We start from the raw sequence: 21,953 nt of genomic DNA on the forward strand, positions 1-21,953 counted from the left end.
GGGGTGAGTCATACAGAAATGGCATCGTATAACTATGTAGAGGTTCTTCAAAAATCCTTGTTGTTTTATGAAGCGCAGCGGTCTGGAAAACTGCCTAAAAGCAGCCGTCTCAACTGGCGGGGAGATTCTGGACTAGAGGACGGGAAGGATGTAGGGCATGACTTAACTGGCGGCTGGTATGACGCAGGTGATCATGTGAAATTTGGACTTCCAATGGCGTACTCAGCAGCTGTGCTTGCATGGACAGTATATGAATACCGAGAAGCCTATGAAGAGGCAGAACTGCTTGATGACATCCTCGATCAAATCAGGTGGGCAACAGATTATTTTTTGAAAGCTCATACAGGTCCGAACGAGTTTTGGGCGCAGGTAGGTGATGGGAACGCTGATCATGCTTGGTGGGGACCGGCAGAAGTGATGCCGATGAGCCGGCCAGCTTTTAAAATTGATGAAAATTGTCCAGGAACAGAAGTGGCCGCACAAACTGCGGCAGCTTTAGCAGCGGGCTCTATCATTTTTAAAGAGACAGATGCCCCTTATGCAGCAAAGCTTCTGACGCATGCGAAACAGCTGTATGCATTTGCGGACAGGTATCGCGGCGAGTATACAGATTGTGTCACAAACGCTCAGCCGTTTTACAACTCATGGAGCGGCTATATTGATGAACTCATTTGGGGGGGAATCTGGCTGCATTTGGCAACAAATGAAGAAACCTATTTAAATCAAGCATTAAAAGCAGTAGAGGAATGGCCGAAGGATTGGGATTATACGTTTACCATGTCTTGGGACAATACTTTTTTTGCTTCGCAAATCTTACTCGCCAGAATCACGAAAGAGAATCGATTTATAGAATCGACTGAGCGTAATCTTGATTACTGGACCACAGGTTTTGTTCAAAATGGAAAAGTCGAAAGAATCACTTATACGCCTGGCGGTTTGGCATGGCTTGATCAATGGGGCTCGCTTCGTTATACAGCAAATGCAGCATTTTTAGCCTTTGTTTACGCTGATTGGGTGTCAGATGAAGAAAAAAAGAATCGATACCAAACGTTTGCGATCAACCAAACTCACTATATGCTTGGTGATAATCCGCTTAATAGAAGCTATGTCGTTGGGTTTGGCCAGAACCCGCCGAAGCATCCACACCACCGAACTGCACACGGTTCATGGTCTAATCAACTGACAAATCCTTCGAATCATCGTCACACTCTTTATGGGTCGCTCGTTGGCGGACCTAATGCACAGGATCAATATGACGATGACATCTCTGATTATGTATCAAACGAGGTGGCGACGGACTATAATGCCGCTTTTACAGGAAATATAGCCAAAATGGTGCAGCTGTTTGGAAAAGGGCAATCAAAGCTGCCCAATTTCCCGCCTCAAGAACAACCAGAGGATGAGTTTTTTGTAGAGGCAGCAGTGATGAATAACGATGCAACATTTACTCAAGTAAAGGCGGTTCTATACAACCGGTCCGGATGGCCGGCTAGACGTAGTCAAACGCTCTCCTTTAGATATTACGTCAATCTGAGTGAGGTCTTTGCAAAGGGATTCACTGAAAAAGATATTCAAGTGACAGCCGCCTACAATGAAGGCGCTTCCTTATCTCCGCTCAAGGTATATGACGCATCAGCTCACGTGTATTATGCAGAAATTGATTTTACAGGCGTAGCGATTTTTCCTGGAGGAGAATCAGAGCATAAGAAGGAAATACAATTTCGATTATCTGCACCAAATGGGTCGAATATATGGGATGCCTCAAATGATTATTCCTTTCAAGGCTTAACATCCAATATGCAAAAAACAACGAGAATTCCTGTTTTTGATGATGGTGCTTTAGTATTTGGTACACTTCCAGACAAATAAAAATCAAGATTTTTTGAAAGGGTGAAGGATTTGTCAAACAAAGAACGGTTTTTAACGCTTTATCATCAAATTAAAAGTGATGGGAATGGATATTTTTCATCAGAAGGAATTCCGTATCATTCAATTGAGACGCTTATTTGCGAAGCGCCTGATTATGGGCATATGACAACGTCAGAAGCGTATAGCTATTGGCTGTGGCTAGAGGTGTTGTACGGACATTACACAGGGGATTGGAGCAAATTAGAGGCAGCCTGGGACAATATGGAGAAGTACATCATCCCAGTAAATGAAGATGGAAATGATGAGCAGCCGCATATGAGCGCCTACAATCCTTCTAGCCCAGCCACATACGCAGCGGAAAAACCATATCCAGATCAATATCCTAGTCAGCTGAGCGGAGCTCGTCCTGCTGGTCAAGATCCGATTGATGGTGAATTGAAATCAACCTATGGAACGAATGAAACGTATTTAATGCACTGGCTGCTTGATGTCGATAACTGGTATAAATATGGGAACTTACTCAATCCATCACATACAGCCGCATATGTAAACACGTTCCAGCGCGGGCCGCAGGAATCTGTATGGGAGGCGATCCCACATCCATCACAAGATGATCAATCTTTTGGGAAGCCAAATGAAGGCTTTATGAGCTTGTTCACAAAAGAAAACCAAGCACCAGCTGCTCAGTGGCGCTATACCAATGCGACGGATGCTGATGCGCGTGCAATACAAGCGATGTATTGGGCAAAGGAACTCGGCTACAATAATTCAACCTATCTTGATAAAGCGAAAAAAATGGGTGATTTTCTCCGTTACGGTATGTACGATAAGTATTTTCAAACGATTGGAAGCGGCAAGCAAGGGAATCCGTACCCTGGAAACGGAAAGGGTGCCTGTCATTACTTAATGGCGTGGTATACCTCTTGGGGCGGAGGACTTGGCGACTATGCAAACTGGTCATGGCGTATCGGAGCGAGCCACTGCCACCAAGGGTATCAAAACCCTGTCGCCGCTTATGCTTTGTCCTCAGACAAAGGTGGTTTAAAGCCATCTTCCGCTACCGGTGCAAGCGATTGGGAAAAAACATTAAAAAGGCAGCTTGAATTTTATGTATGGCTTCAATCAAAAGAGGGAGCGATAGCAGGAGGCGCAACCAATAGCTGGAATGGAGACTATAGTGCATATCCGGCGGGAAGAAGTACTTTTTACGATATGGCATACGAGGATGCACCTGTTTACCATGATCCACCTTCTAATAACTGGTTTGGGATGCAGGCATGGCCGATGGAACGCGTAGCAGAGCTTTATTATATTTTTGTGAAAGATGGAGACAAAACTTCTGAAAATGTCCAAATGGCGAAATCTTGTATCACAAAATGGGTCGACTATGCATTAGATTACATTTTTATCGGCAGCCGTCCTGTGTCGGATGAAGAGGGGTATTTCTTAGATGACCAAGGACAAAGAATTCTAGGAGGAACAAATGCTGCTGTGGCTACAACGAGTGCACCTGGCGAGTTTTGGCTTCCTGGAAATATTGCATGGAGCGGACAGCCTGATACTTGGAATGGGTTCCAGTCTGCAACAGGAAATCCAAACTTAACAGCTGTCACAAAAGATCCAACTCAGGATACGGGCGTACTAGGGAGTCTCGTCAAGGCTTTAACTTTCTTTGCTGCTGCTACTAAGCTAGAAACAGGGGATTATACAGCGCTTGGCGTAAGAGCGAAAGATGCAGCCGCTCAGCTCCTTGAGGTGGCGTGGAATTACAATGATGGCGTGGGCATTGTGACAGAGGAAGACAGAGAGGACTATGACCGCTTCTTTAAAAAAGAAGTGTATTTCCCAAATGGTTGGAGCGGGACATTTGGTCAAGGGAATCAGATTCCTGGATCAAGCACTATTCCTTCTGATCCGCAGCGAGGAGGTAATGGGGTCTATACGAGTTTTGCTGATCTTCGTCCAAACATTAAACAAGATCCAGCATGGTCTTCACTCGAGAGTAAATATCAGTCTTCATATAATGAAGCAACAGGCAAATGGGAGAATGGGGCACCGGTTTTCACCTATCACCGTTTTTGGTCACAAGTGGATATGGCCACTGCCTACGCAGAATATCATCGTCTAATCAACTAGCAGGTGAAAATTTAAGCTGCCGGTTTCTTTGAGCCGGCAGTTTGTTTAAGAAATATAAATACAGTGAAGATAAGGGTGTTTTTACATGGTCAAAGAAAGAAGTTTTCTTCATCAATCAATAAACAAGGGCGAAAATGAGCAGATCAATCTGATGTGGAAAAAAGAGGCGAATGATCGAATCTCAGAGCATAGACAAAGAGATCTTGAAATAAACGTCACAAATCACGATAAAAAGCCAATAGCAGGAATAGAGGTTGAGTTGAAGCAAATTAGGCATGAATTTGCATTTGGTTCAGCGATGAATGACCAAGTGTTATTTAATCAACAATATGCCGATTTTTTTGTGAAGCATTTTAATTGGGCTGTTTTTGAAAATGAGGCAAAATGGTATGCAAATGAGCCGGAAAGAGGGAGAATCACCTACGAAAAAGCAGATGCGATGCTGAATTTTGCAGATAAACATCAACTTCCAGTAAGGGGGCACGCTTTATTTTGGGAGGTAGAGGATGCCAATCCAAGCTGGCTGAGGTCACTACCGAATCACGAAGTGTATGAAGCCATGAAAAACCGGCTTGAGCATGCGGGCAATCACTTTAAAGGAAGATTCCGTCACTGGGATGTAAACAATGAAATGATGCATGGTTCATTTTTTAAAGACCGCTTCGGGAAAAATATTTGGAAATGGATGTATGAAGAAACGAAAAAAATTGACCCTCAAGCACGATTGTTTGTGAATGATTATAATGTGATCTCATATGGTGAGCACCATGCTTATAAAGCACATATCAATGAACTTCGTCAGTTAGGCGCACCTATTGAGGCGATTGGTGTACAAGGACATTTTGAAGAACGGGTCGATCCAGCAGTTGTAAAAGAGAGGCTCGATGTGCTTGCTGAGCTTGGACTTCCTATATGGGTTACAGAGTACGACTCTGTTCACCCTGACGCTAATAGAAGAGCGGATAACCTAGAGGCTTTATACCGTGTCGCATTTAGTCATCCAGCCGTAAAAGGAGTGCTAATGTGGGGATTTTGGGCAGGTGCCCATTGGAGAGGTGAGCATGCGGCCATCGTGAATTACGATTGGTCTTTAAATGAAGCAGGTAGACGTTACGAAAAGCTTCTAAATGAGTGGACGACACAAAGAGTTGAAATAACAGATGCTAATGGCAATGTGACATGTCGAGCATTTCACGGGACATATGAGATTCGAATCGGTAAAGAAAGTAAACTGTTGAAACAGCAGACAATTGAACTTGATTCAAATGAACAAACACCACTTCGGCTAGATGTGATCATACCTGAAGAAGGATAGATTGTGAGGAGAATGTAAATGAAAAAGTGGACTCAAAGAGTGTCCTTCTTCATACTTGTGGTCGCTATATGGGCCGGATGGTTTTCACTGACGATTAAAGCCGCCGCTTATGTACAGACGTCTGGCACACAATTTACGCTGAACAATCAACCATTTTACTTTGCTGGTACAAATAATTACTATTTCCATTACAAATCTAAAAAGATGGTAGATGCAGTGTTCGATGATATGAAAGCAATGAATTTAAAGGTCTTACGTATTTGGGGATTTCACGACGGAGCCCCTCAAGAAAACTCCGTTTTACAATCTAGTCCAGGGGTCTATGAAGAATCGGGTTTTCAAAAACTAGATTATGCGATTTATAAAGCGGGGCAGGAAGGAATAAAACTTGTCATCCCACTAGTGAACAATTGGGATGACTTTGGCGGGATGAATCAATACGTAAAGTGGTTCAATGCAGGGTCACATGATGCCTTTTATACAGATCCTCGTATTCAACATGCTTACAAAAATTATGTGCGTTATGTTTTAGAAAGAACGAATACGTACACAGGTGTTCAATATAAGGACGATCCAGTTATTATGACTTGGGAACTAGCCAATGAGCCGCGTGTGCAGTCAGATCCAACGGGTAATATACTAGTCAAATGGGCAGATGAAATGAGTACATGGATCAAATCGCTGGATCGTCACCATCTTGTTGCAGTAGGAGATGAAGGGTTTTTTCGCATACCAGGCCATGAAGATTGGTTTTACAGAGGCGGAGAAGGCGTCGATTGGGACCGTTTGACAGCTCTCTCTAATATCGATTATGGAACCTACCATCTGTACCCAGATCATTGGAACAAGTCTGCTGCTTGGGGAGTGAAATGGATCGAAGACCATATCACCCGCGGGAAGTCAATCGGAAAACCAGTTGTGTTAGAAGAGTTTGGCTATCAAAATCAATCAGCACGTCCTGACGTATACCAAAGCTGGCTGTCAGCAGTTGAGCGGCTCGGAGGGGCTGGTAGTCAATTTTGGATTTTAACAAGCATTCAAGACGATGATTCGCTCTATCCCGATTATGACGGTTTCCGCATCATAAAAGGGAGCAGGGAGGCAGCCCTTATCAGTGAACATGCGAAAAGAATGAACGAAAAGAACTGATGGCGAATGCTTGCTGAATAAGGAACTTCATTTGCTGTTTATATTGCTTAAACCAAGTTTTCAGAAAGGATCAAGTGACAGAAGGTATTTATGAGATTTCGTTCCCCATAAAAAAGGAGGTGGTTATTTTTATTTTTTATCTTAATTTGTAAAAAACATTTCCAATAACTTGACTAAATGGAAATTTAACTCTATACTCTGTAGTACAGAGTTCTTTGTGGAAGAGGAGTTTATTTATGCCGAATGAAAAATCGAATAATTCAGAAATATTAGAGAATTTATCTCATATCAAGACGATTACAAACTATAAAACAGAGTATTGTAAACAAACAAGTATTTATTTTATCATTTGGGGCCTTATTTGGATAATGGGGTATTCAATACCTTTACTTTTTGCTAATCCAATAACTATAGGTGTCTTTTGGCTTGTTTTAGGTATTGTGGGCTGGGTTATCACTTTAACTACATATTTTAAACAAAAGAAAATGATACCAATGCCCTTGTTTTTAAGAACTCAATTGCAATACACATGGCTTGGCCTTGGAATCATTTTAGGTATCTTTATTTTTTTAATATGTGTTGGTTTATTACCATATACAGTAGATAATTTACCCTTTTATATTGTTTTATTGGTATCCATAATGTATTTACTTTTAGGTATTGTTCTAGCTAAAGAGATTTTTATTATGGGGTTCTGGTTAAGTGTTTTAGGTGTAACTACATTTTTATTATTTCCTAGTTTAATGAACATTATTTTTGCTTTTATTGGTGGAGGAAGTTTGTTATTAACTGGTGTGATTTTAAAAAGAAAAGGACAAGGAAATGAGTAATGTCAATAGTTTAAATGATTTAATCCATCCAAAAGTCCGGTTAGGGATTATGAGTTTATTAATGATTTATGAAACATGTGATTTTACCTTCTTAAAAGGTTCTTTATCTGTAACAGACGGGAATTTGGGCTCGCATTTGAAAAAATTAGAAGAAGCTGGCTATGTGCTAATTACAAAGACCTTTGTGGATAAAAAACCAAAAACAATAGTTAGTATAACAGATTTAGGAGAGCACGCTTACAAAGAATATTTGAGTGTTATTGAAGCCATTTTAAAAAATAAATGAGATGAAAGGAAAGGGTGCCGAATGTTGAAAATAGAAAACGTCAGTAAAAAATACGGAGCTTCCCAAGCGTTAAGAAGTATTACATTAACGATTCCAGAAGGAGTTTGTTATGGATTAATAGGTCCAAATGGCTCTGGTAAATCAACCTTAATGAAAATTATATCTCATATAATTAAATCTTATGAAGGCAAAGTTGAGCATGTTGGTGAGTCTAAAAGTGCGCTAGGCTACATCCCCCAAGACATCAGCTTGGAGGAAAAATTAACAGCTAAAGTAAATATGGAGTTTTTTGGACAGATTTATGGTTTAAAAGGGAAGAAATTAGATGAAAGAGTAGAAAAAACACTAAAAGATGTAGGGTTGTGGGAAAGAGCAAATGATATAGTTGAACATTTTTCAGGAGGAATGAAACGCCGTTTGAATATTGGCTGCGCTCTCATGCACGCCCCTGAGTTAATTCTTTTAGATGAACCGACAGTGGGGGTAGATCCTCAATCAAGACGCTATATTTTTGACATAATCAACAAATTGAAGGAAGAGGGAAGAACTATTATCTATGTTAGTCATTATATGGAGGAAATAGAGAGTTTATGTGATTATGTGGCTTTCATTGATAAAGGAAAAATTGTTGAAGAAGGAAAAATAGGTGAACTTTTGAATCGTTATGCAGAAACATCTGTCTTTTTTGATTCTATGATTCCTAATAAAACATTAACTAGTCTCGGGTATGACTTTGTAACTTATCAAGGCGGTGTGTTAGTTAAAACAACAAAACCCTTAGAAACTTTAGAAGATTTGGCTAAACTGAGTAAAAAAGAATCATTGGTTCCCCAACAATTATCTTTGTACAGACCTAGACTCGAAGATGTATTTTTTCAATTAACAGGAACAGATTTACGTGATCAATTCCAATAAAAATGTCTTTATGAATGAAAACCACTCTCGTATTTTAATTCATATAACTTATAAGAGTGATTGACATAGTTAAGAGGCATACATCAAACGAACAGAATTACCTTGTGTGAATCTTCAATTTAAAATAATAAGTAGGTTAGTTAAGATGATTTGACTAATTATAATTAAATACATCTATAAATGGTAAAATAATTAAAAAATGTGATTATTTTAAAAGTGATATAAGAAAGCGAATTAAATTAATATAACGGGAGTGATTTTTATGTGGCCATTAGTCCGCATCGAATCCATAAAACAAGTGAAAGATCGATCTTTGTTGTTCTGGACCATTTTGTTGCCAGTTGCTTCAATTATTCTTTTAATAGAATTATTTACATCAGGTAGTTCACAAGCACAAAAAACATTAGTTGCTTCTCAATCGGTTACAGGAATGAGTGTGTTTTTTTCCACATTTGTTATTATTTCAATTGTAATTAGCTTTGTAAAAGATCGAGAGAAAGGAATTGTGGCAAGGCTGGCAAGTACTCCCTTACAGCCGCATAATTTTTTTCTTGGAAAGTGTGTTCCGTTCTTTGTCATCATTTTATTTCAAGTTTTGTTGTTAACCATTTTGGGTGTTTACTTATATGGTATTGAAATCACACAATACAGCTCGTATTTCTTAGTAGTTGTCCTATTATCAATGCAAGTAACTTCATGGGGAGTAGCCATCGCCGCATTTGCTAAAACTGAGAATACAGGTTTAGTGATGACGAACATGATTGCTTTAGGGACAGCGGTTGCTTGTGGTTTATGGACTCCATTTGATCAATTACCTAGTTATTTAAAAATAATTGGAATGCTCTTCCCACAGTATTGGGCACATCAAGGCTTAGTGCAATCAGTATCAACACTACCCGGGGGGGAGAATTTGATCTTAGTAACAGTAGTCCTTATAGGTTATACACTGTTAGGATTTATTCTTTCGTTGGTTGGTTATAAAAAATATATAAAGAGAGCCAGAGGCTAGGCTATAAAATTTCAGCTGAATGTTATGCACATAAACTAACTTAAATTTTAATGATTTATCTAAACTTCAATTAGTCTATTTCTAGAACGTTGACCGAAAAATCAATACTTGTAAGCCGTCTTTTTATATAAAAGGAGTGGGGCAATGTTAAGTGAAAAGTTAGAATTATATGTTGAAAGTTGTTTTCGGCCATATAAAAAAAACAAAACATATGAAGAAAAGAAAAAAGAATTATTAGAGATGCTTGGAAAAGTTAAATTAAAACTGGAGAATGCTGGAACAAAAGATGAAGAAGTTCAGGATATGCTTATTGAAAAGCTGAAATCAGGTGAAATAAGCATTGATGTCAATACATTAGATATTGATGATCATAATCGAGTAGAGCATGTGAAAAAAATATTTGTTAATGCTGATTTAGATTGGTTGACTTTTATAAATGTTAAGTATAAGTTGTGCGATTTTAAAGGGCTATCGATCGTACAAAAAGTGATGAACCATTCAGAATTTAATGGGTGTTATCTGAGAAAAATGAATGTTAGCAATTCTAAAATTTCCACATCAACTTTTGAAAAGAGTGATTTGACTCAATCTCATTTTGAACATTGTGAGATAACGAATTCATCTTTATATGGCTGTCATTTACCCAATGTTCGTATTGATGAATCAACTTTAATAAATGTTTCATTTGAAAATTGTTATTTTAAAAACATCTCTTTTGAGAATTCTAAATTAATAAATGTTAATTTCAAATCATGTACGTTTAAAAAATTAAATTTTATTGGAGTGACAATGGATAAAATGACCTATCATATCTTAGAAGGAGAAGGGGCTGATTTAAGCGGTGTGAAAGTAATCGATAGTTAACGTAGTAGGCTGTTGAGAAAAATCTCAATAGCCTTTTTTGTTTTATCCTCTATCTCTAGATTACCCCATTAGTATCATGATCACCGTGTCTTTGGGTTGAAATTCAAATATATGTAAGAGAAATAGTTGTGTTGAGAATTTAAATTGAAGTACAAGAATTAGTTTAATTATAAGAGGGAGCTTTACAAAAGCGAGTTAAATGCAAGGTTTTCGTTAAGGAGAATAAGTGTGGAAAATTTCTATTTTTCCAAATAAAAGATGACCACACACCTAACTAATCTGCTTCGCTAAGTGTGTGGGAGGTTTTTTCAATCATATATATTACGAAAAAACCTAAAGTTGATTAGAAAGTTGAAGAACTTGAGATGATTGTTGTGCAAGTGCAGCGCGCAGCCATTGGTTCAAATAAATGTTGACCTTCCCCATGTACCTTAGCAGACAAAGCAGTTGGAATTGTAATTTTAGTCATCTTTAAACCTCCTTAAATAAAATTTATCAACATAGATTATGTAGTTGATATATTACATATGATGGTTCATAAGTCTTTATTTGTCAATAATTAAGTGTGAAAGTTTTATATTTTCTGAAAAGTACATTGATAACACCAAAAAAGTGTGGTTTAATATGACCATGGAAAATAATACTATAATTAAAATTTTATGTATTTAAAGTCATTATATGGTCTAGATGTTATTTTTTAATTGAGGGATGATGTTAATTTGGATCAATTATTTTGGGTATTTAGATATTAAGTTAAGTAAATGTATGAAAAAAGTCGAGGTTAACTATGTTATGAAGAACTCAAAAAGAAGATTACTATTTCTGTTAAAAGTTTAATCATTTTATCTAACTGAGAGATAAGAAAGAGAAAAGAGGGAAGTGCTGTTTATGAGTATTCATTATGTCGGTATTAGAGAACCAATAAAAGTCTATTTAGAGAAGATGAAAGTTGATTATGACGACTACCCTGTTCAAGTTATTGATTTGGGCGGAGCGGTCAATTATGACAAAGAATTTTTTATAAATAATACTGATTTTCAAACGGAAACAATTCTTTTATCTAATAGAAGGCATAATGTCGAGGATGAACTAGGTTCTCTTGAAAGTGAATTATTGAAAATTTATCAGAATAGTATACTTTATAGGACTTCACCGCTTGATATCAATATAGAACTTTATAGAGGATGGGCAGGTGCTACTGGAAAATTAATAACTGCATTTTCTCCCGAGGGAGTTAATTGGATTAATACAATAGATGTTATAAAGGCATGTTTGATCCCTAAAAAAGATGTTAGAAGTCGCGCTGGAAAAGCATATGATTTAACAGGGCCAGAGTTAGTAAGTATGAGTAGGCTTAAGGATATCTTTGAAAAGGATTTAGACATGAAAATTGAATTATATTGTAAAAGTAAAGAAGAGGTTATAACAATTTTATCCCAAAATAATATGCCTTTAGATGTATTAGAATGGTTAGTCGGATTTCAGGAATATTCTTCTTCAAAACAATTACAGCCATTTACGAAAACGCTAGAACAAATAATTGGTCATCCCCCAACAAGTGCACAATTATTTAAAAATACAAATTAGTTATTCTTAAAGGAGGAATAATGTATGTTTGTTAAAGAACAAGAAAGCACGAGATATAAATTAGCACCACACGTTACGCTGGGTAAATTAGAAGACAGTTTGATTGGTTTAAAAGCGCAAACTGTCACCAAAATTGAAGGTGAAGGAATTATTGAATTTATTCAAGAAATTTCTAATCATCTCACGAAAGATAATGGGGTTTCAATTAAAGAGCTAGAGGAGAATTTTGAAATTGAGAGTGATCAATTAAAACATGTCCTCGAATTTTTAGTTGCGAATGGAATATGTGTTAAGACTGATATGAACTTTGATTTGACTGCGCTTTTGTCTTATGAAAGAGCCGGTGGCCAAGTATTGGTTGAAGATATACTAGATCGTTTAAAAACAGGGATTGTTGAAGTGATTGCGCAGGATCACAATCCAGTTGCTGTAGAATTCATACGTCATTTGCAAGAGGCAGGGCTACATGTAGTGCTTAAGGGAGAAATAACTAAGCAACCAAATATCAGGGTTGCTATTGGTAAATCTCATTTAGATCCGATTTTGGAAGAAATAAATGACCTAGCATTAGAAGACCATATACCTTGGTTAAGCATTGTGCCATATGATGGACAGACATCTTGGGTAGGTCCATTTTTCATACCACATCAATCAGCTTGTTTACATTGTTATAACCTTCGAAAATCAGCGAACTTTTCTGACGAAGTACTGCGTTCAGACTTAATGAAAATCAAACCTGTAAATCCTGAAAAGAAGCCGGTTTATCATATGCCGATTAATTTAGTTCAAATCGGGATTGCAAGTAATTTAATTCTAGAATGGCTCACTTTAAAAGATTACGCACCAAGTGCAACACCAGGTGGATTTACAACAATTAATTTAGATGATAAGGGAGTATCTGTTCATAATCATCGTGTTTATAGAGTACCAAGATGCCCTAAGTGTTCTCCAGCTGCAGATACCGGTTTTCCTCAAGTTTGGTTTCATGGTGAGGTGAAAAATTAATTATGGTTAATAAATGGACAACATTAGAAGAGTCATGGGAGATACTTGACCAATTGGCGGATCCTTATGTTGGGATAGTCCGTAGAGAGTATAGAAAACTCAGAGACGTTGATGATATATGGGGTCATTCATATGGAGCGCATGGTACAGACAGCAATATTTTATTTGGAGTACCATCTAATTCTTATAATGGGGGAGGGTCTGCTAATCCAGCAGCAGCCAGATTAGCAGCTATAGGTGAAACGGTAGAAAGATATAGTGCAGCTTATTTACCTTTAAACTCTGATGTAGTTTGTTTTGGAACACAAAAGGACTTAATCAATGAAAACAAATCAGTAATTGGCTTTGATAAGTGGGAAATGTATGCTGTCACCCAATATGAAGATCCGAATTTTCCTCATAATGTATGGAATGAAGATACAAAATTATGGTGGAGAAAAGGTCATGTTGCTGAAAATAATGAAGAAGTTTGGACGCCTGCTCAATTAATTCATATTGCAAACTATACTGAGTGGCCAGGAGACCCAAATATTGGTCATGCAACTAGTAATGGACTAGCATGTGGTATTACATATCAAGAAGCGGCAATCTCAGGTTTATTTGAAACAATTGAAAGAGATGCATTTATGCTTACTTGGTACAATAAGTTAAGTTTACCGCAGATCGATATTAATACTTCACCTAGATTAAAACATTTCTATGAACGATATATTAAACCTACATCTCTTGATTTGCATTTAGTAGACATGACCGTTTTTTCTGGTGTACCTACTATTTTGGCAGTGATAAGAAATCCTCATACAGATTTAGCTCCATTTGCTATTGGCGCTGCCTCTGCTCATTCAATTGAAAGAGCATGTGAGAAAGCTGCAATAGAGGGAATGTATACAAGAACTTGGGTAAAAACAGAACAACGATTAGGGAATGCGCTAGTAGATGTAGATTATCATCGTGATATAAATAGTTTTGAAGATCATATTAAACTCTATGCTGGAACAGCTATTGTGAAAGAAGCTGATTTTTTAACTGCGAGTAAGAAATTAGTGGACGTTAATGATTATACACCGTTTGATGATGGTTCTCCAGACATCTTATGGACTAGTCTCGTCAGTCATTTATCAAAACAAGGATATCATGTAGCAACTTTTGATTTAACCAGTCCTGATATAAAAGATGCTGGTGCATATGTCGTAAAATCAATTATTCCTGGATATAAACCGATTGACGTTCTATATAGAGGTAGAATGTTGGGTGGAGAACGAATTTTAAAACATTCTTATCAATTAGGTTTAGTAGATAAACCTTTTAAATTAGAAGAACTGAATCCAATTCCGCATCCATTTCCTTAATATCGTAGAAAGGTGATTAAATATATGAATAGTATTGAAAGACATGCTACTAATTTGGCTGATGTTGTGTATGGAAACGAAGCATTACGGTTTGATGATCCTTCTGAAAATTGGTTTGAAGCAACAAAAATCTATAGAGGTTCAATGGCATGGGACGCACCTGGTGTTGCAGGACTGCTTCGATCTCAAACTTTGCAAAAGATTGCTACACATGCAAGTAAAAGATTTGATGACCTACCATTAATTTCACTACCTAAACCATTAAATACAAATATATCTTTAGACGATGTCATTAAGGGACGAAGAAGTGCAGATTATTTTAGCGGGGGGAGTGTTTCATTAGAACAACTCTCAACAGTTTTACAGAAGAGTTATGGATTGGTAGAGCGTAAAGAAGGACCTAGACGTCCTATACCATCTGGTGGTGCGCTCTATCCTCTAGATCTATATATTGTAGCCAACAAAGTGGATACTTTAGACAAAGGTGTTTATCATTTCGATCCGTATAGAAGAGGATTGACTAAAATGGGTGATTACTCCGAAAAAGAATTTGAGAAAATAATGTTACAAGAAGAATCAGTTCAAGATTTTGCATTTGCTATAGTCATTTCAGCTAATTTTTGGCGTTCTCGATTTAAGTATGGACATCGTTCTTATCGCTTTGTTTTTATGGAGGCAGGACATGTCATGCAAAATATGATCATGCTATCTACTGCACAGAAGATTAATAGTCGACCGTTCGGAGGGTTTATCGATGATGAGTTGATGGAATTGATCGGTGGATTTAATGGGGTAGATGATGCCCCAATTTATACATTGATTGCGGGTACTTAAATAAATGATTTCAATGATAGCAGCTTTAGGGATCCTCATTCACTTTTTGGGTCCCTTAAGTTCTAAAATGGTTGTCAAAATCATGAGAGATAAATCAACAGCCAATCGAAGGCTAACAACATATATCACACCTCAGAGGAGCTATGATGGACTCACCATTATCGGAGCTTCTATATGCTGTGGGGCGCTTTCTCAAGAACTCTTTGTTGAAGTCGCGAATAGTAAAAATGTATTTGGCATTTTATTTTTCTTTTTGTTAGGAGTACTTTTACCATCAGTGCTATGGAAAATAAAAAACAAAGTGATTGTATTTAAAGGTAGATATGCTGTCAATGTTGATTCAATCGTTTTTCTTCCATTGACTGCTCTATCAGAAGAAGTAATTTGGCGCTTTATTCTTCCGGCTTTATTAATGAATTTATGGGAATCTATTGCAATATCAATCTGTGTAAGTTCGATAGGATTTATATTGCTGCATATACCATTAGGCGGTGCTAAGTCAACTGCTTATATGTCTCTTTTTACATTAATTACAGTTATTTCATATTTTGCATTTGGGATTTTAGCAGCGATAGCATTTCATATTTCTCATAATTTGTTCATTCATTTTTTTCACCCTCTCAAAGTAAAGGAATTCAAAACGAAACCTCCCGTATTATCTGAAACTGACTGGTGAGGCTTTTATAAAGGTGGTAAACCCTGTGATGATACAAGAAAAAATCAAAGAGCTTGAAGTAAAAAGAGCTCTGGCTCAGTCATGGTTTTCGGATCCAGATAAAAGAAAAATAAGTTCAAATTATGATAATAGAGAAACACCATTTACTCGATTTCTATCAGCTGAAACTTTCATTTCTTATTATCAACTAACATTCAAAAAAACACCTGTTTCTATTTTAGATATAGGGTGTGGACAAGGTCAGATGCTTGAGTATATATCTAAGCAATTACCTCTAGCTGATTTGACTGGGATTGATTCATCTGAAGAAGCCATACATTGTGCAAATAAATTAAATATAAAAGCCAATTTTATTTGTACAGATATAAAAAATTTTTCATCACATGCTAAAATTTATGATGTGATTTTAATACATCTGTGTTTTGGGCTATTTGAAAATCCGATCGAATTATTAGAACAGTTACTTCCTTATTTATCAAATGAATCTATGATTTATATTGTTGATTTAAATCGAGATAGTATAGAAAGTGGATTGAGTTCAGTTCAGAGCAAAGAAGAAGAACTGTATATATATGATCAATATCATGCCTCGTTGACATTATCTGAGTTTGAACAGTTACTCACCTATATTACCAAACCGAGAGAAGATATGATGTATAAGATTGGTACTTCTATAATTGGAGGATTTAGCCCATTTAGTATGGAATTTTTATCGTTAATAGGAAATGGAAATTTACAACAAACGTTAAGACAGGCTTCAGATCAATATAGCAGTTCAACGCAGAAAGCACCTGTACTTTTACATGCGTGGCTTATTAAAAATTCTGGCTAAATAACTCCATCTAAACATGGTCCTTTCTTTATGTGTAATGTTAAGGTTATCAGTACAGTATTCCGCCTACTCTCCATGGAGTTCGATGTGAATTTTTTCTCAATTTTATTCGCTAGAAACAAGTTGGAAGGGTTTTCTTTGAAATGAGGGAGCAAAGGCAAAGCGATTAAAATGGAAGCCTGCTTATTTCTTTAACATTTACACTCTTTTCTTCTATATTAAATATCAACCATTCTGTTTAATACAAAATGCTTTTTCGACATAGAAATGATTTAGTGCAGATGGAGATCATCTTTCATAGGGAGTTCTGTTCTTCGCCCATAGTATACAGCTGCGATTATCACCAGCCCGTTCTGTTCATATTGGCATATATAATAAAGGAAGAGAGAGGTATGATTGGTTTAAAGTAAACGATTTACGAGTACCTGTTATAAGGAAGAACTTCATTTGCATAAAAAAATTGGATATGGTATAGTTTTTATGGAAATGCTAACGATTACCGAGACAAGAGTGGGGAAACCCGCTCTTTTGTATTGAACAGGCAATTTTTGTCTCGACATTATTCATCCGTTTTCTGCTCCCCCTGCTCACATAAAGCAGGGTTTTTATGCAGAATGATTGATAAGAGCGTTTATCGAAAGCACAAGGAGGAAGAGAATGAGCAAAAAAGTAGTGGATGTCGTAAGCGAAATGGTACAGCCAATTTTAGATGGCTTACAGCTTGAACTCGTTGATGTTGAATTTGTCAAAGAGGGTCAAAACTGGTTCCTTCGCGTGTTTATTGACTCTGATAAAGGCGTCGATATCGAAGAATGTGCCAAAGTGAGCGAAGCCTTGAGCGAAAAGCTTGATGAGGCAGATCCGATTAGCCAAAACTACTTTCTTGAAGTGTCCTCTCCTGGAGCGGAGCGCCCATTAAAGAAAAAAGCTGATTTTGAAAAAGCACTTGGAAAAAATGTTTTCATGAAAACATATGAACCAATTGATGGTGAAAAAGCATTTGAAGGTGAGCTTACAAGCTTTGATGGTGAGATTGCAACAGTGACAGTGAAGATCAAGACAAGAAAGAAAGAGATCAATATTCCATACGAAAAAATAGCTAACGCAAGATTAGCAGTTTCGTTCAATTAACCTTTTCATTGATATAAGGGGGAACCATAAAAATGAGTAGTGAGTTGTTAGATGCCCTGACTGTTCTCGAGAAAGAGAAGGGTATTAGTAAAGAAATTATTATTGAAGCGATAGAAGCTGCACTCATTTCTGCATATAAGCGTAACTTTAATCAAGCGCAAAATGTTCGTGTTGATTTAAACCGCGAAACGGGAACAATTCGCGTATTTGCAAGAAAAGATGTTGTAGATGAAGTGTATGATTCTCGCCTTGAAATCTCTGTAGATGATGCAGCCAATATGAACCCGAATTACATGGTAGGTGACGTCGTTGAAATTGAAGTCACGCCAAAAGATTTCGGACGCATTGCAGCTCAGACTGCGAAACAAGTGGTGACGCAGCGAGTGAGAGAAGCAGAGCGAGGTGTGATCTACACTGAGTTTATCGATCGCGAGGAAGACATTATGACGGGAATCGTTCAGCGAATTGACAGTAAATTCATTTACGTGTCACTTGGCAAAATCGAAGCCCTTCTTCCGGTCAACGAACAAATGCCAAATGAGGACTACAAACCACATGACCGCATTAAGGTGTTTATTACAAAAGTCGAAAAAACAACAAAAGGACCACAAATTTATGTGTCTAGAACACATCCAGGTCTTTTAAAGCGTTTATTTGAAATTGAAGTGCCAGAAATTTATGATGGTACTGTAGAGCTTAAATCGGTTGCTAGAGAAGCTGGGGACCGTTCTAAAATCTCTGTTCGTACGGATGATCCTGATGTTGACCCAGTTGGTTCTTGTGTTGGACCAAAAGGCCAGCGTGTACAAGCAATTGTCAACGAGCTAAAAGGCGAAAAAATTGACATTGTCCATTGGTCTAATGACCCAGTTGAATTTGTTGCCAATGCATTAAGTCCATCAAAAGTACTTGATGTTATTGTGAATGAAGAAGATAAGGCGACAACAGTCATTGTCCCTGATTATCAGCTGTCGTTAGCCATTGGTAAAAGAGGTCAAAATGCTCGTCTTGCAGCAAAGCTGACTAGCTGGAAAATTGACATTAAAAGCGAAACAGATGCAAGGGAACTCGGTATTTTCCCAAGAACTGAAGACTCTGAATCTCTTTTCTTAGAGGCTGAACCAGTAGCTGAGGAATCTGACGAATAAGAGGTGATGTAAAAGGTGAATAGCCGAAAAAAAATCCCGCTTAGAAAATGTGTCGTGACGGGAGAAATGAAACCAAAGAAAGAACTGATCCGTGTTGTTCGTTCTAAAGAAGGTGAAGTGTCTGTTGACGCAACTGGAAAAAAGAACGGACGCGGAGCTTACCTTTCTCTCGATAAAGAAACCATTCTTGCGGCAAAGAACAAACGCAGTTTACAGCAGCAATTTCAGACACAGATTGACGAACACATATTTGAAGAATTACTAGAACTAGCTGAAAAGGTGAAAAAACCAAATGACTGATTCTAAGTGGTATCCTTTGCTTGGTCTAGCAAATCGAGCTCGTAAAGTCGTGTCAGGAGAAGATCTTGTGATCAAAGAAGTTAGACATGCGCGTGCTAAGCTGGTTCTTCTTGCAGCAGATGCCTCACCGAACACAGAGAAAAAGGTATCTGACAAATGCAAATTTTATAATGTTCCGGTTAGAAAAATTGAAGACCGTTCCGTTCTCGGACGTTCTATTGGGAAAGAAGCTCGCGTAGTTGTCGCTGTCACTGACCAAGGCTTCGCTAAGAAGCTTATAAGCTTGCTCGATTAATTTATTTGGGGGTGAACGAATGGCTAAAGTGAGAGTATATGAATACGCAAAAGCCATAGATGTTTCAAGTAAAGATATTATAGCAGCGCTTAAGGATATGAATGTGGAAGTGAACAACCACATGGCGACGCTTGAAGACGACACTGTGAAAAAGCTAGACGCTATCTATAAAAAAGCCAAAGCAAAAGAGACAACTAACGAGAAACCCGCAGAACAAAAAAAACAATCATCTAACAAAAACAATGATAGAAAGAAGAATGACGTGCAGAATAATCAATTTAATAAAAACAAAAAAAACAACAACCAAAACAAAAACAAAAATAAACGCGGTGGGAATAACAAATCGCAGCATCAACAAGCTAGACCTGTGAAGCCTAAGAAAGAGCTTCCTGAAAAAATTGAATTTACAAATTCAATGACAGTCGGCCAGCTGGCTGAAGAGCTTGGAAAAGAAACAGCTGAAATTATCAAAAAGCTGATGATGCTTGGTGTAATGGCAACCATTAACCAAGAGCTGGATAAAGATACAGTTGAACTAATCGCTTCTGAATATGGCGTTCCAGTAGAGGAAGTCATTATTTTAGAAGAAACTGAACTTGAAAAGTATGAAGTGGAAGATAAAGAAGAAGATATGCAAGTACGCCCTCCAGTTGTGACGATCATGGGACACGTTGACCACGGGAAAACAACGCTTCTTGACAGCATTCGTAAGACGAAAGTCGTTGAAGGCGAAGCTGGTGGAATCACGCAGCATATCGGTGCATACCAAATTGAAGAAAACGGCAAGAAAATCACGTTCCTTGATACACCTGGACACGCAGCCTTTACAATGATGCGTGCACGTGGTGCCGAGGTAACGGATACAACCATTCTAGTCGTGGCAGCAGATGATGGTGTGATGCCGCAAACGGTAGAAGCTATTAACCATGCGAAAGCAGCAGAAGTGCCAATCATTGTTGCTGTCAACAAAATTGACAAACCAACAGCGAACCCTGACCGTGTGATGCAGGAATTAACGGAGCATGGTCTAGTACCAGAAGCTTGGGGCGGCGAAACGATCTTCGTTCCTCTATCTGCAAAAACAGGGGAAGGCATTGACGAATTGATCGAAATGATCCTTCTTGTCAGCGAAGTTGGAGAACTGAAAGCCAACCCAAATCGTGCGGCAAAAGGGACTGTTATCGAGGCTGAGCTTGATAAAGGAAGAGGGTCAGTTGCAACCCTTCTTGTTCAAACTGGTACGCTTCAAGTAGGTGACCCAATCGTTGTCGGAAATACATTTGGGCGCGTTCGTGCAATGGTCAATGACATCGGACGCCGCGTGAAAACAGCAGGACCATCTACACCTGTTGAAATCACTGGTTTAAACGATGTACCAAATGCAGGGGATCAGTTCCTCGTATTCAAAGATGAAAAAACAGCTCGTCAAGTAGGTGAGGCGCGTGCTTCGAAACAGCTTGATGAACAGCGTTCAGACAAAGCGAAATTATCTCTAGATGACCTATTTGAGCAAATCAAACAAGGTGAAGTGAAAGATATCAACTTGATCGTGAAAGCAGACGTACAAGGTTCTGCTGAAGCACTGACGGCCGCTCTTCAAAAAATTGAAGTAGAAGGCGTAAAAGTGAAAATCATCCATACGGGTGTTGGAGCGATTACAGAATCTGATATTATTTTAGCAAGTGCTTCTAATGCGATCGTGATCGGATTTAACGTACGTCCTGATGGAAATGCGAAGAGCACAGCTGAAACAGAAAACGTAGATATCCGCTTACACCGCATTATTTATAAAGTCATCGATGAAATTGAAGCGGCGATGAAAGGAATGCTTGACCCTGAATATGAAGAAAAAGTCATCGGTCAAGTTGAAGTTCGTCAAACGTTCAAAGTATCTAAAATCGGTACAATTGCTGGTGGTTATGTCACTGAAGGAACCATCACAAGAGATAGTGGTATCCGCTTAATTCGTGACGGCGTCGTTATTTTTGAAGGCGAAGTCGACGTATTAAAACGATTCAAAGATGACGTGAAAGAAGTTTCACAAGGTTATGAATGTGGTATTACCATTAAGAAATACAATGATATCCGTGAAGGCGATGTTCTGGAATCATTTGTTATGCAAGAAATCGAAAGAAAATGATCGGTTATACCGAATGTGAGTGCATCATTTATGATGCCTCCTCACTGAAGGAAAAACGTGCGGTTCTTCAGCGTATATTGACAAGAACGCGCCATAAATTCAATGTAACCATGGCTGAAATGGATTACCAGGACACATGGCAGCGTACATCAATTGGAATCGCCGTGATTTCCTCATCTCGGGTTCAAGTGGAAAAGGAATTGCAGCGTGTTTTAAGCTTTATTGATTCTTTTCCTGAAATTGAACGAACGATCACGAAAACTGAGTGGTTTTAATTAGAGGT

At 38.0% G+C, this 21,953-nt stretch carries 22 protein-coding genes; 21 read left to right on the plus strand and 1 reads right to left on the minus strand.

The features are described from left to right. Window positions 1–18: 18 nt before the first annotated feature. From NSQ36_RS08030 to NSQ36_RS08070, 9 genes are all read left to right on the plus strand, one after another. On the plus strand, window positions 19–1,869 hold the full coding sequence (locus tag NSQ36_RS08030; protein ID WP_339207333.1) for a glycoside hydrolase family 9 protein: 1,851 nt from the start codon (window positions 19–21) through the stop codon (window positions 1,867–1,869). Window positions 1,870–1,899: 30 nt separating this feature from the next. After that, window positions 1,900–4,005: a glycoside hydrolase family 48 protein gene (locus NSQ36_RS08035; RefSeq protein ID WP_339207156.1), complete on the plus strand. Its 2,106-nt coding sequence runs from the start codon at window positions 1,900–1,902 to the stop codon at window positions 4,003–4,005. 85 nt (window positions 4,006–4,090) lie between these two features. Further along, window positions 4,091–5,320 (plus strand): endo-1,4-beta-xylanase, encoded by a 1,230-nt coding sequence (locus tag NSQ36_RS08040; protein WP_339207158.1) that lies wholly within the window; start codon window positions 4,091–4,093, stop codon window positions 5,318–5,320. Between the two features lie 18 nt (window positions 5,321–5,338). Next, entirely contained in the window at window positions 5,339–6,469 is a 1,131-nt protein-coding gene (locus NSQ36_RS08045) for a cellulase family glycosylhydrolase (protein ID WP_050945026.1), read from the plus strand. A gap of 236 nt (window positions 6,470–6,705) precedes the next feature. Next, on the plus strand, window positions 6,706–7,299 hold the full coding sequence (locus NSQ36_RS08050; RefSeq protein WP_251191262.1) for a hypothetical protein: 594 nt from the start codon (window positions 6,706–6,708) through the stop codon (window positions 7,297–7,299). Next, window positions 7,292–7,585, plus strand: coding sequence for a transcriptional regulator (locus tag NSQ36_RS08055; protein ID WP_034619900.1), 294 nt, complete (start codon window positions 7,292–7,294; stop codon window positions 7,583–7,585). The genes NSQ36_RS08050 and NSQ36_RS08055 overlap by 8 nt, the downstream gene beginning before the upstream one ends. Window positions 7,586–7,606: 21 nt before the next feature. Beyond that, the gene (locus NSQ36_RS08060; RefSeq protein ID WP_003211121.1) at window positions 7,607–8,500 is read left to right on the plus strand and encodes an ABC transporter ATP-binding protein; all 894 of its coding nucleotides are present in this window, start codon (window positions 7,607–7,609) and stop codon (window positions 8,498–8,500) included. Window positions 8,501–8,762: 262 nt separating this feature from the next. Beyond that, complete coding sequence (locus NSQ36_RS08065) at window positions 8,763–9,509, plus strand: ABC transporter permease (RefSeq protein WP_003212220.1); 747 nt, start codon at window positions 8,763–8,765, stop codon at window positions 9,507–9,509. Between the two features lie 144 nt (window positions 9,510–9,653). Further along, window positions 9,654–10,373 carry a pentapeptide repeat-containing protein gene (locus NSQ36_RS08070; protein ID WP_251191261.1) on the plus strand — a complete coding sequence of 240 codons (720 nt, stop codon included), beginning with the start codon at window positions 9,654–9,656 and terminating at the stop codon, window positions 10,371–10,373. 343 nt (window positions 10,374–10,716) lie between these two features. On the opposite strand, the gene NSQ36_RS08075 is transcribed toward NSQ36_RS08070, so the two are convergent. Further along, window positions 10,717–10,842, minus strand: a complete 126-nt coding sequence (locus NSQ36_RS08075; protein WP_003212531.1) for a plantazolicin family TOMM peptide — start codon at window positions 10,840–10,842, stop codon at window positions 10,717–10,719. Window positions 10,843–11,261: 419 nt separating this feature from the next. Here NSQ36_RS08075 and NSQ36_RS08080 point away from each other — a divergent pair, with 419 nt between their 5' ends. The 12 genes from NSQ36_RS08080 (at window position 11,262) to NSQ36_RS08135 (ending at window position 21,945) form a co-directional block, all read left to right on the plus strand. Next, entirely contained in the window at window positions 11,262–11,960 is a 699-nt protein-coding gene (locus NSQ36_RS08080) for a hypothetical protein (RefSeq protein WP_003211085.1), read from the plus strand. Window positions 11,961–11,984: 24 nt separating this feature from the next. Then, a complete protein-coding gene (locus NSQ36_RS08085; RefSeq protein ID WP_003210769.1) occupies window positions 11,985–12,965 on the plus strand; it encodes a TOMM precursor leader peptide-binding protein in 981 nt (326 codons plus the stop codon). Between the two features lie 2 nt (window positions 12,966–12,967). Then, a complete protein-coding gene (locus tag NSQ36_RS08090; protein WP_251191260.1) occupies window positions 12,968–14,314 on the plus strand; it encodes a YcaO-like family protein in 1,347 nt (448 codons plus the stop codon). 24 nt (window positions 14,315–14,338) lie between these two features. Next, window positions 14,339–15,148, plus strand: coding sequence for a SagB/ThcOx family dehydrogenase (locus NSQ36_RS08095; protein WP_050945016.1), 810 nt, complete (start codon window positions 14,339–14,341; stop codon window positions 15,146–15,148). Between the two features lie 82 nt (window positions 15,149–15,230). Beyond that, complete coding sequence (locus NSQ36_RS08100; protein ID WP_251191259.1) at window positions 15,231–15,824, plus strand: CPBP family intramembrane glutamic endopeptidase; 594 nt, start codon at window positions 15,231–15,233, stop codon at window positions 15,822–15,824. A 28-nt stretch (window positions 15,825–15,852) separates the two neighbouring features. Continuing rightward, window positions 15,853–16,656, plus strand: a complete 804-nt coding sequence (locus NSQ36_RS08105; protein ID WP_339207335.1) for a class I SAM-dependent methyltransferase — start codon at window positions 15,853–15,855, stop codon at window positions 16,654–16,656. A gap of 657 nt (window positions 16,657–17,313) precedes the next feature. Continuing rightward, on the plus strand, window positions 17,314–17,787 hold the full coding sequence (rimP, locus tag NSQ36_RS08110) for a ribosome maturation factor RimP (RefSeq protein WP_003211398.1): 474 nt from the start codon (window positions 17,314–17,316) through the stop codon (window positions 17,785–17,787). 32 nt (window positions 17,788–17,819) lie between these two features. Further along, the gene (gene nusA / locus NSQ36_RS08115) at window positions 17,820–18,935 is read left to right on the plus strand and encodes a transcription termination factor NusA (RefSeq protein ID WP_003211013.1); all 1,116 of its coding nucleotides are present in this window, start codon (window positions 17,820–17,822) and stop codon (window positions 18,933–18,935) included. A gap of 15 nt (window positions 18,936–18,950) precedes the next feature. Beyond that, window positions 18,951–19,235: a YlxR family protein gene (locus NSQ36_RS08120; RefSeq protein WP_003210758.1), complete on the plus strand. Its 285-nt coding sequence runs from the start codon at window positions 18,951–18,953 to the stop codon at window positions 19,233–19,235. Beyond that, window positions 19,228–19,530: a YlxQ family RNA-binding protein gene (locus tag NSQ36_RS08125; protein WP_034619894.1), complete on the plus strand. Its 303-nt coding sequence runs from the start codon at window positions 19,228–19,230 to the stop codon at window positions 19,528–19,530. Before NSQ36_RS08120 ends, NSQ36_RS08125 begins: the two co-directional genes overlap by 8 nt. A 19-nt stretch (window positions 19,531–19,549) precedes the next feature. After that, on the plus strand, window positions 19,550–21,670 hold the full coding sequence (infB, locus tag NSQ36_RS08130; protein ID WP_003212253.1) for a translation initiation factor IF-2: 2,121 nt from the start codon (window positions 19,550–19,552) through the stop codon (window positions 21,668–21,670). Then, entirely contained in the window at window positions 21,667–21,945 is a 279-nt protein-coding gene (locus tag NSQ36_RS08135; protein ID WP_012009994.1) for a DUF503 domain-containing protein, read from the plus strand. Before infB ends, NSQ36_RS08135 begins: the two co-directional genes overlap by 4 nt. The last annotated feature ends 8 nt before the right edge of the window (window positions 21,946–21,953 follow it).

It is taken from the genome of Bacillus sp. FSL W8-1143, assembly GCF_037965155.1.
Classification (GTDB): domain Bacteria; phylum Bacillota; class Bacilli; order Bacillales; family Bacillaceae; genus Bacillus; species Bacillus pumilus.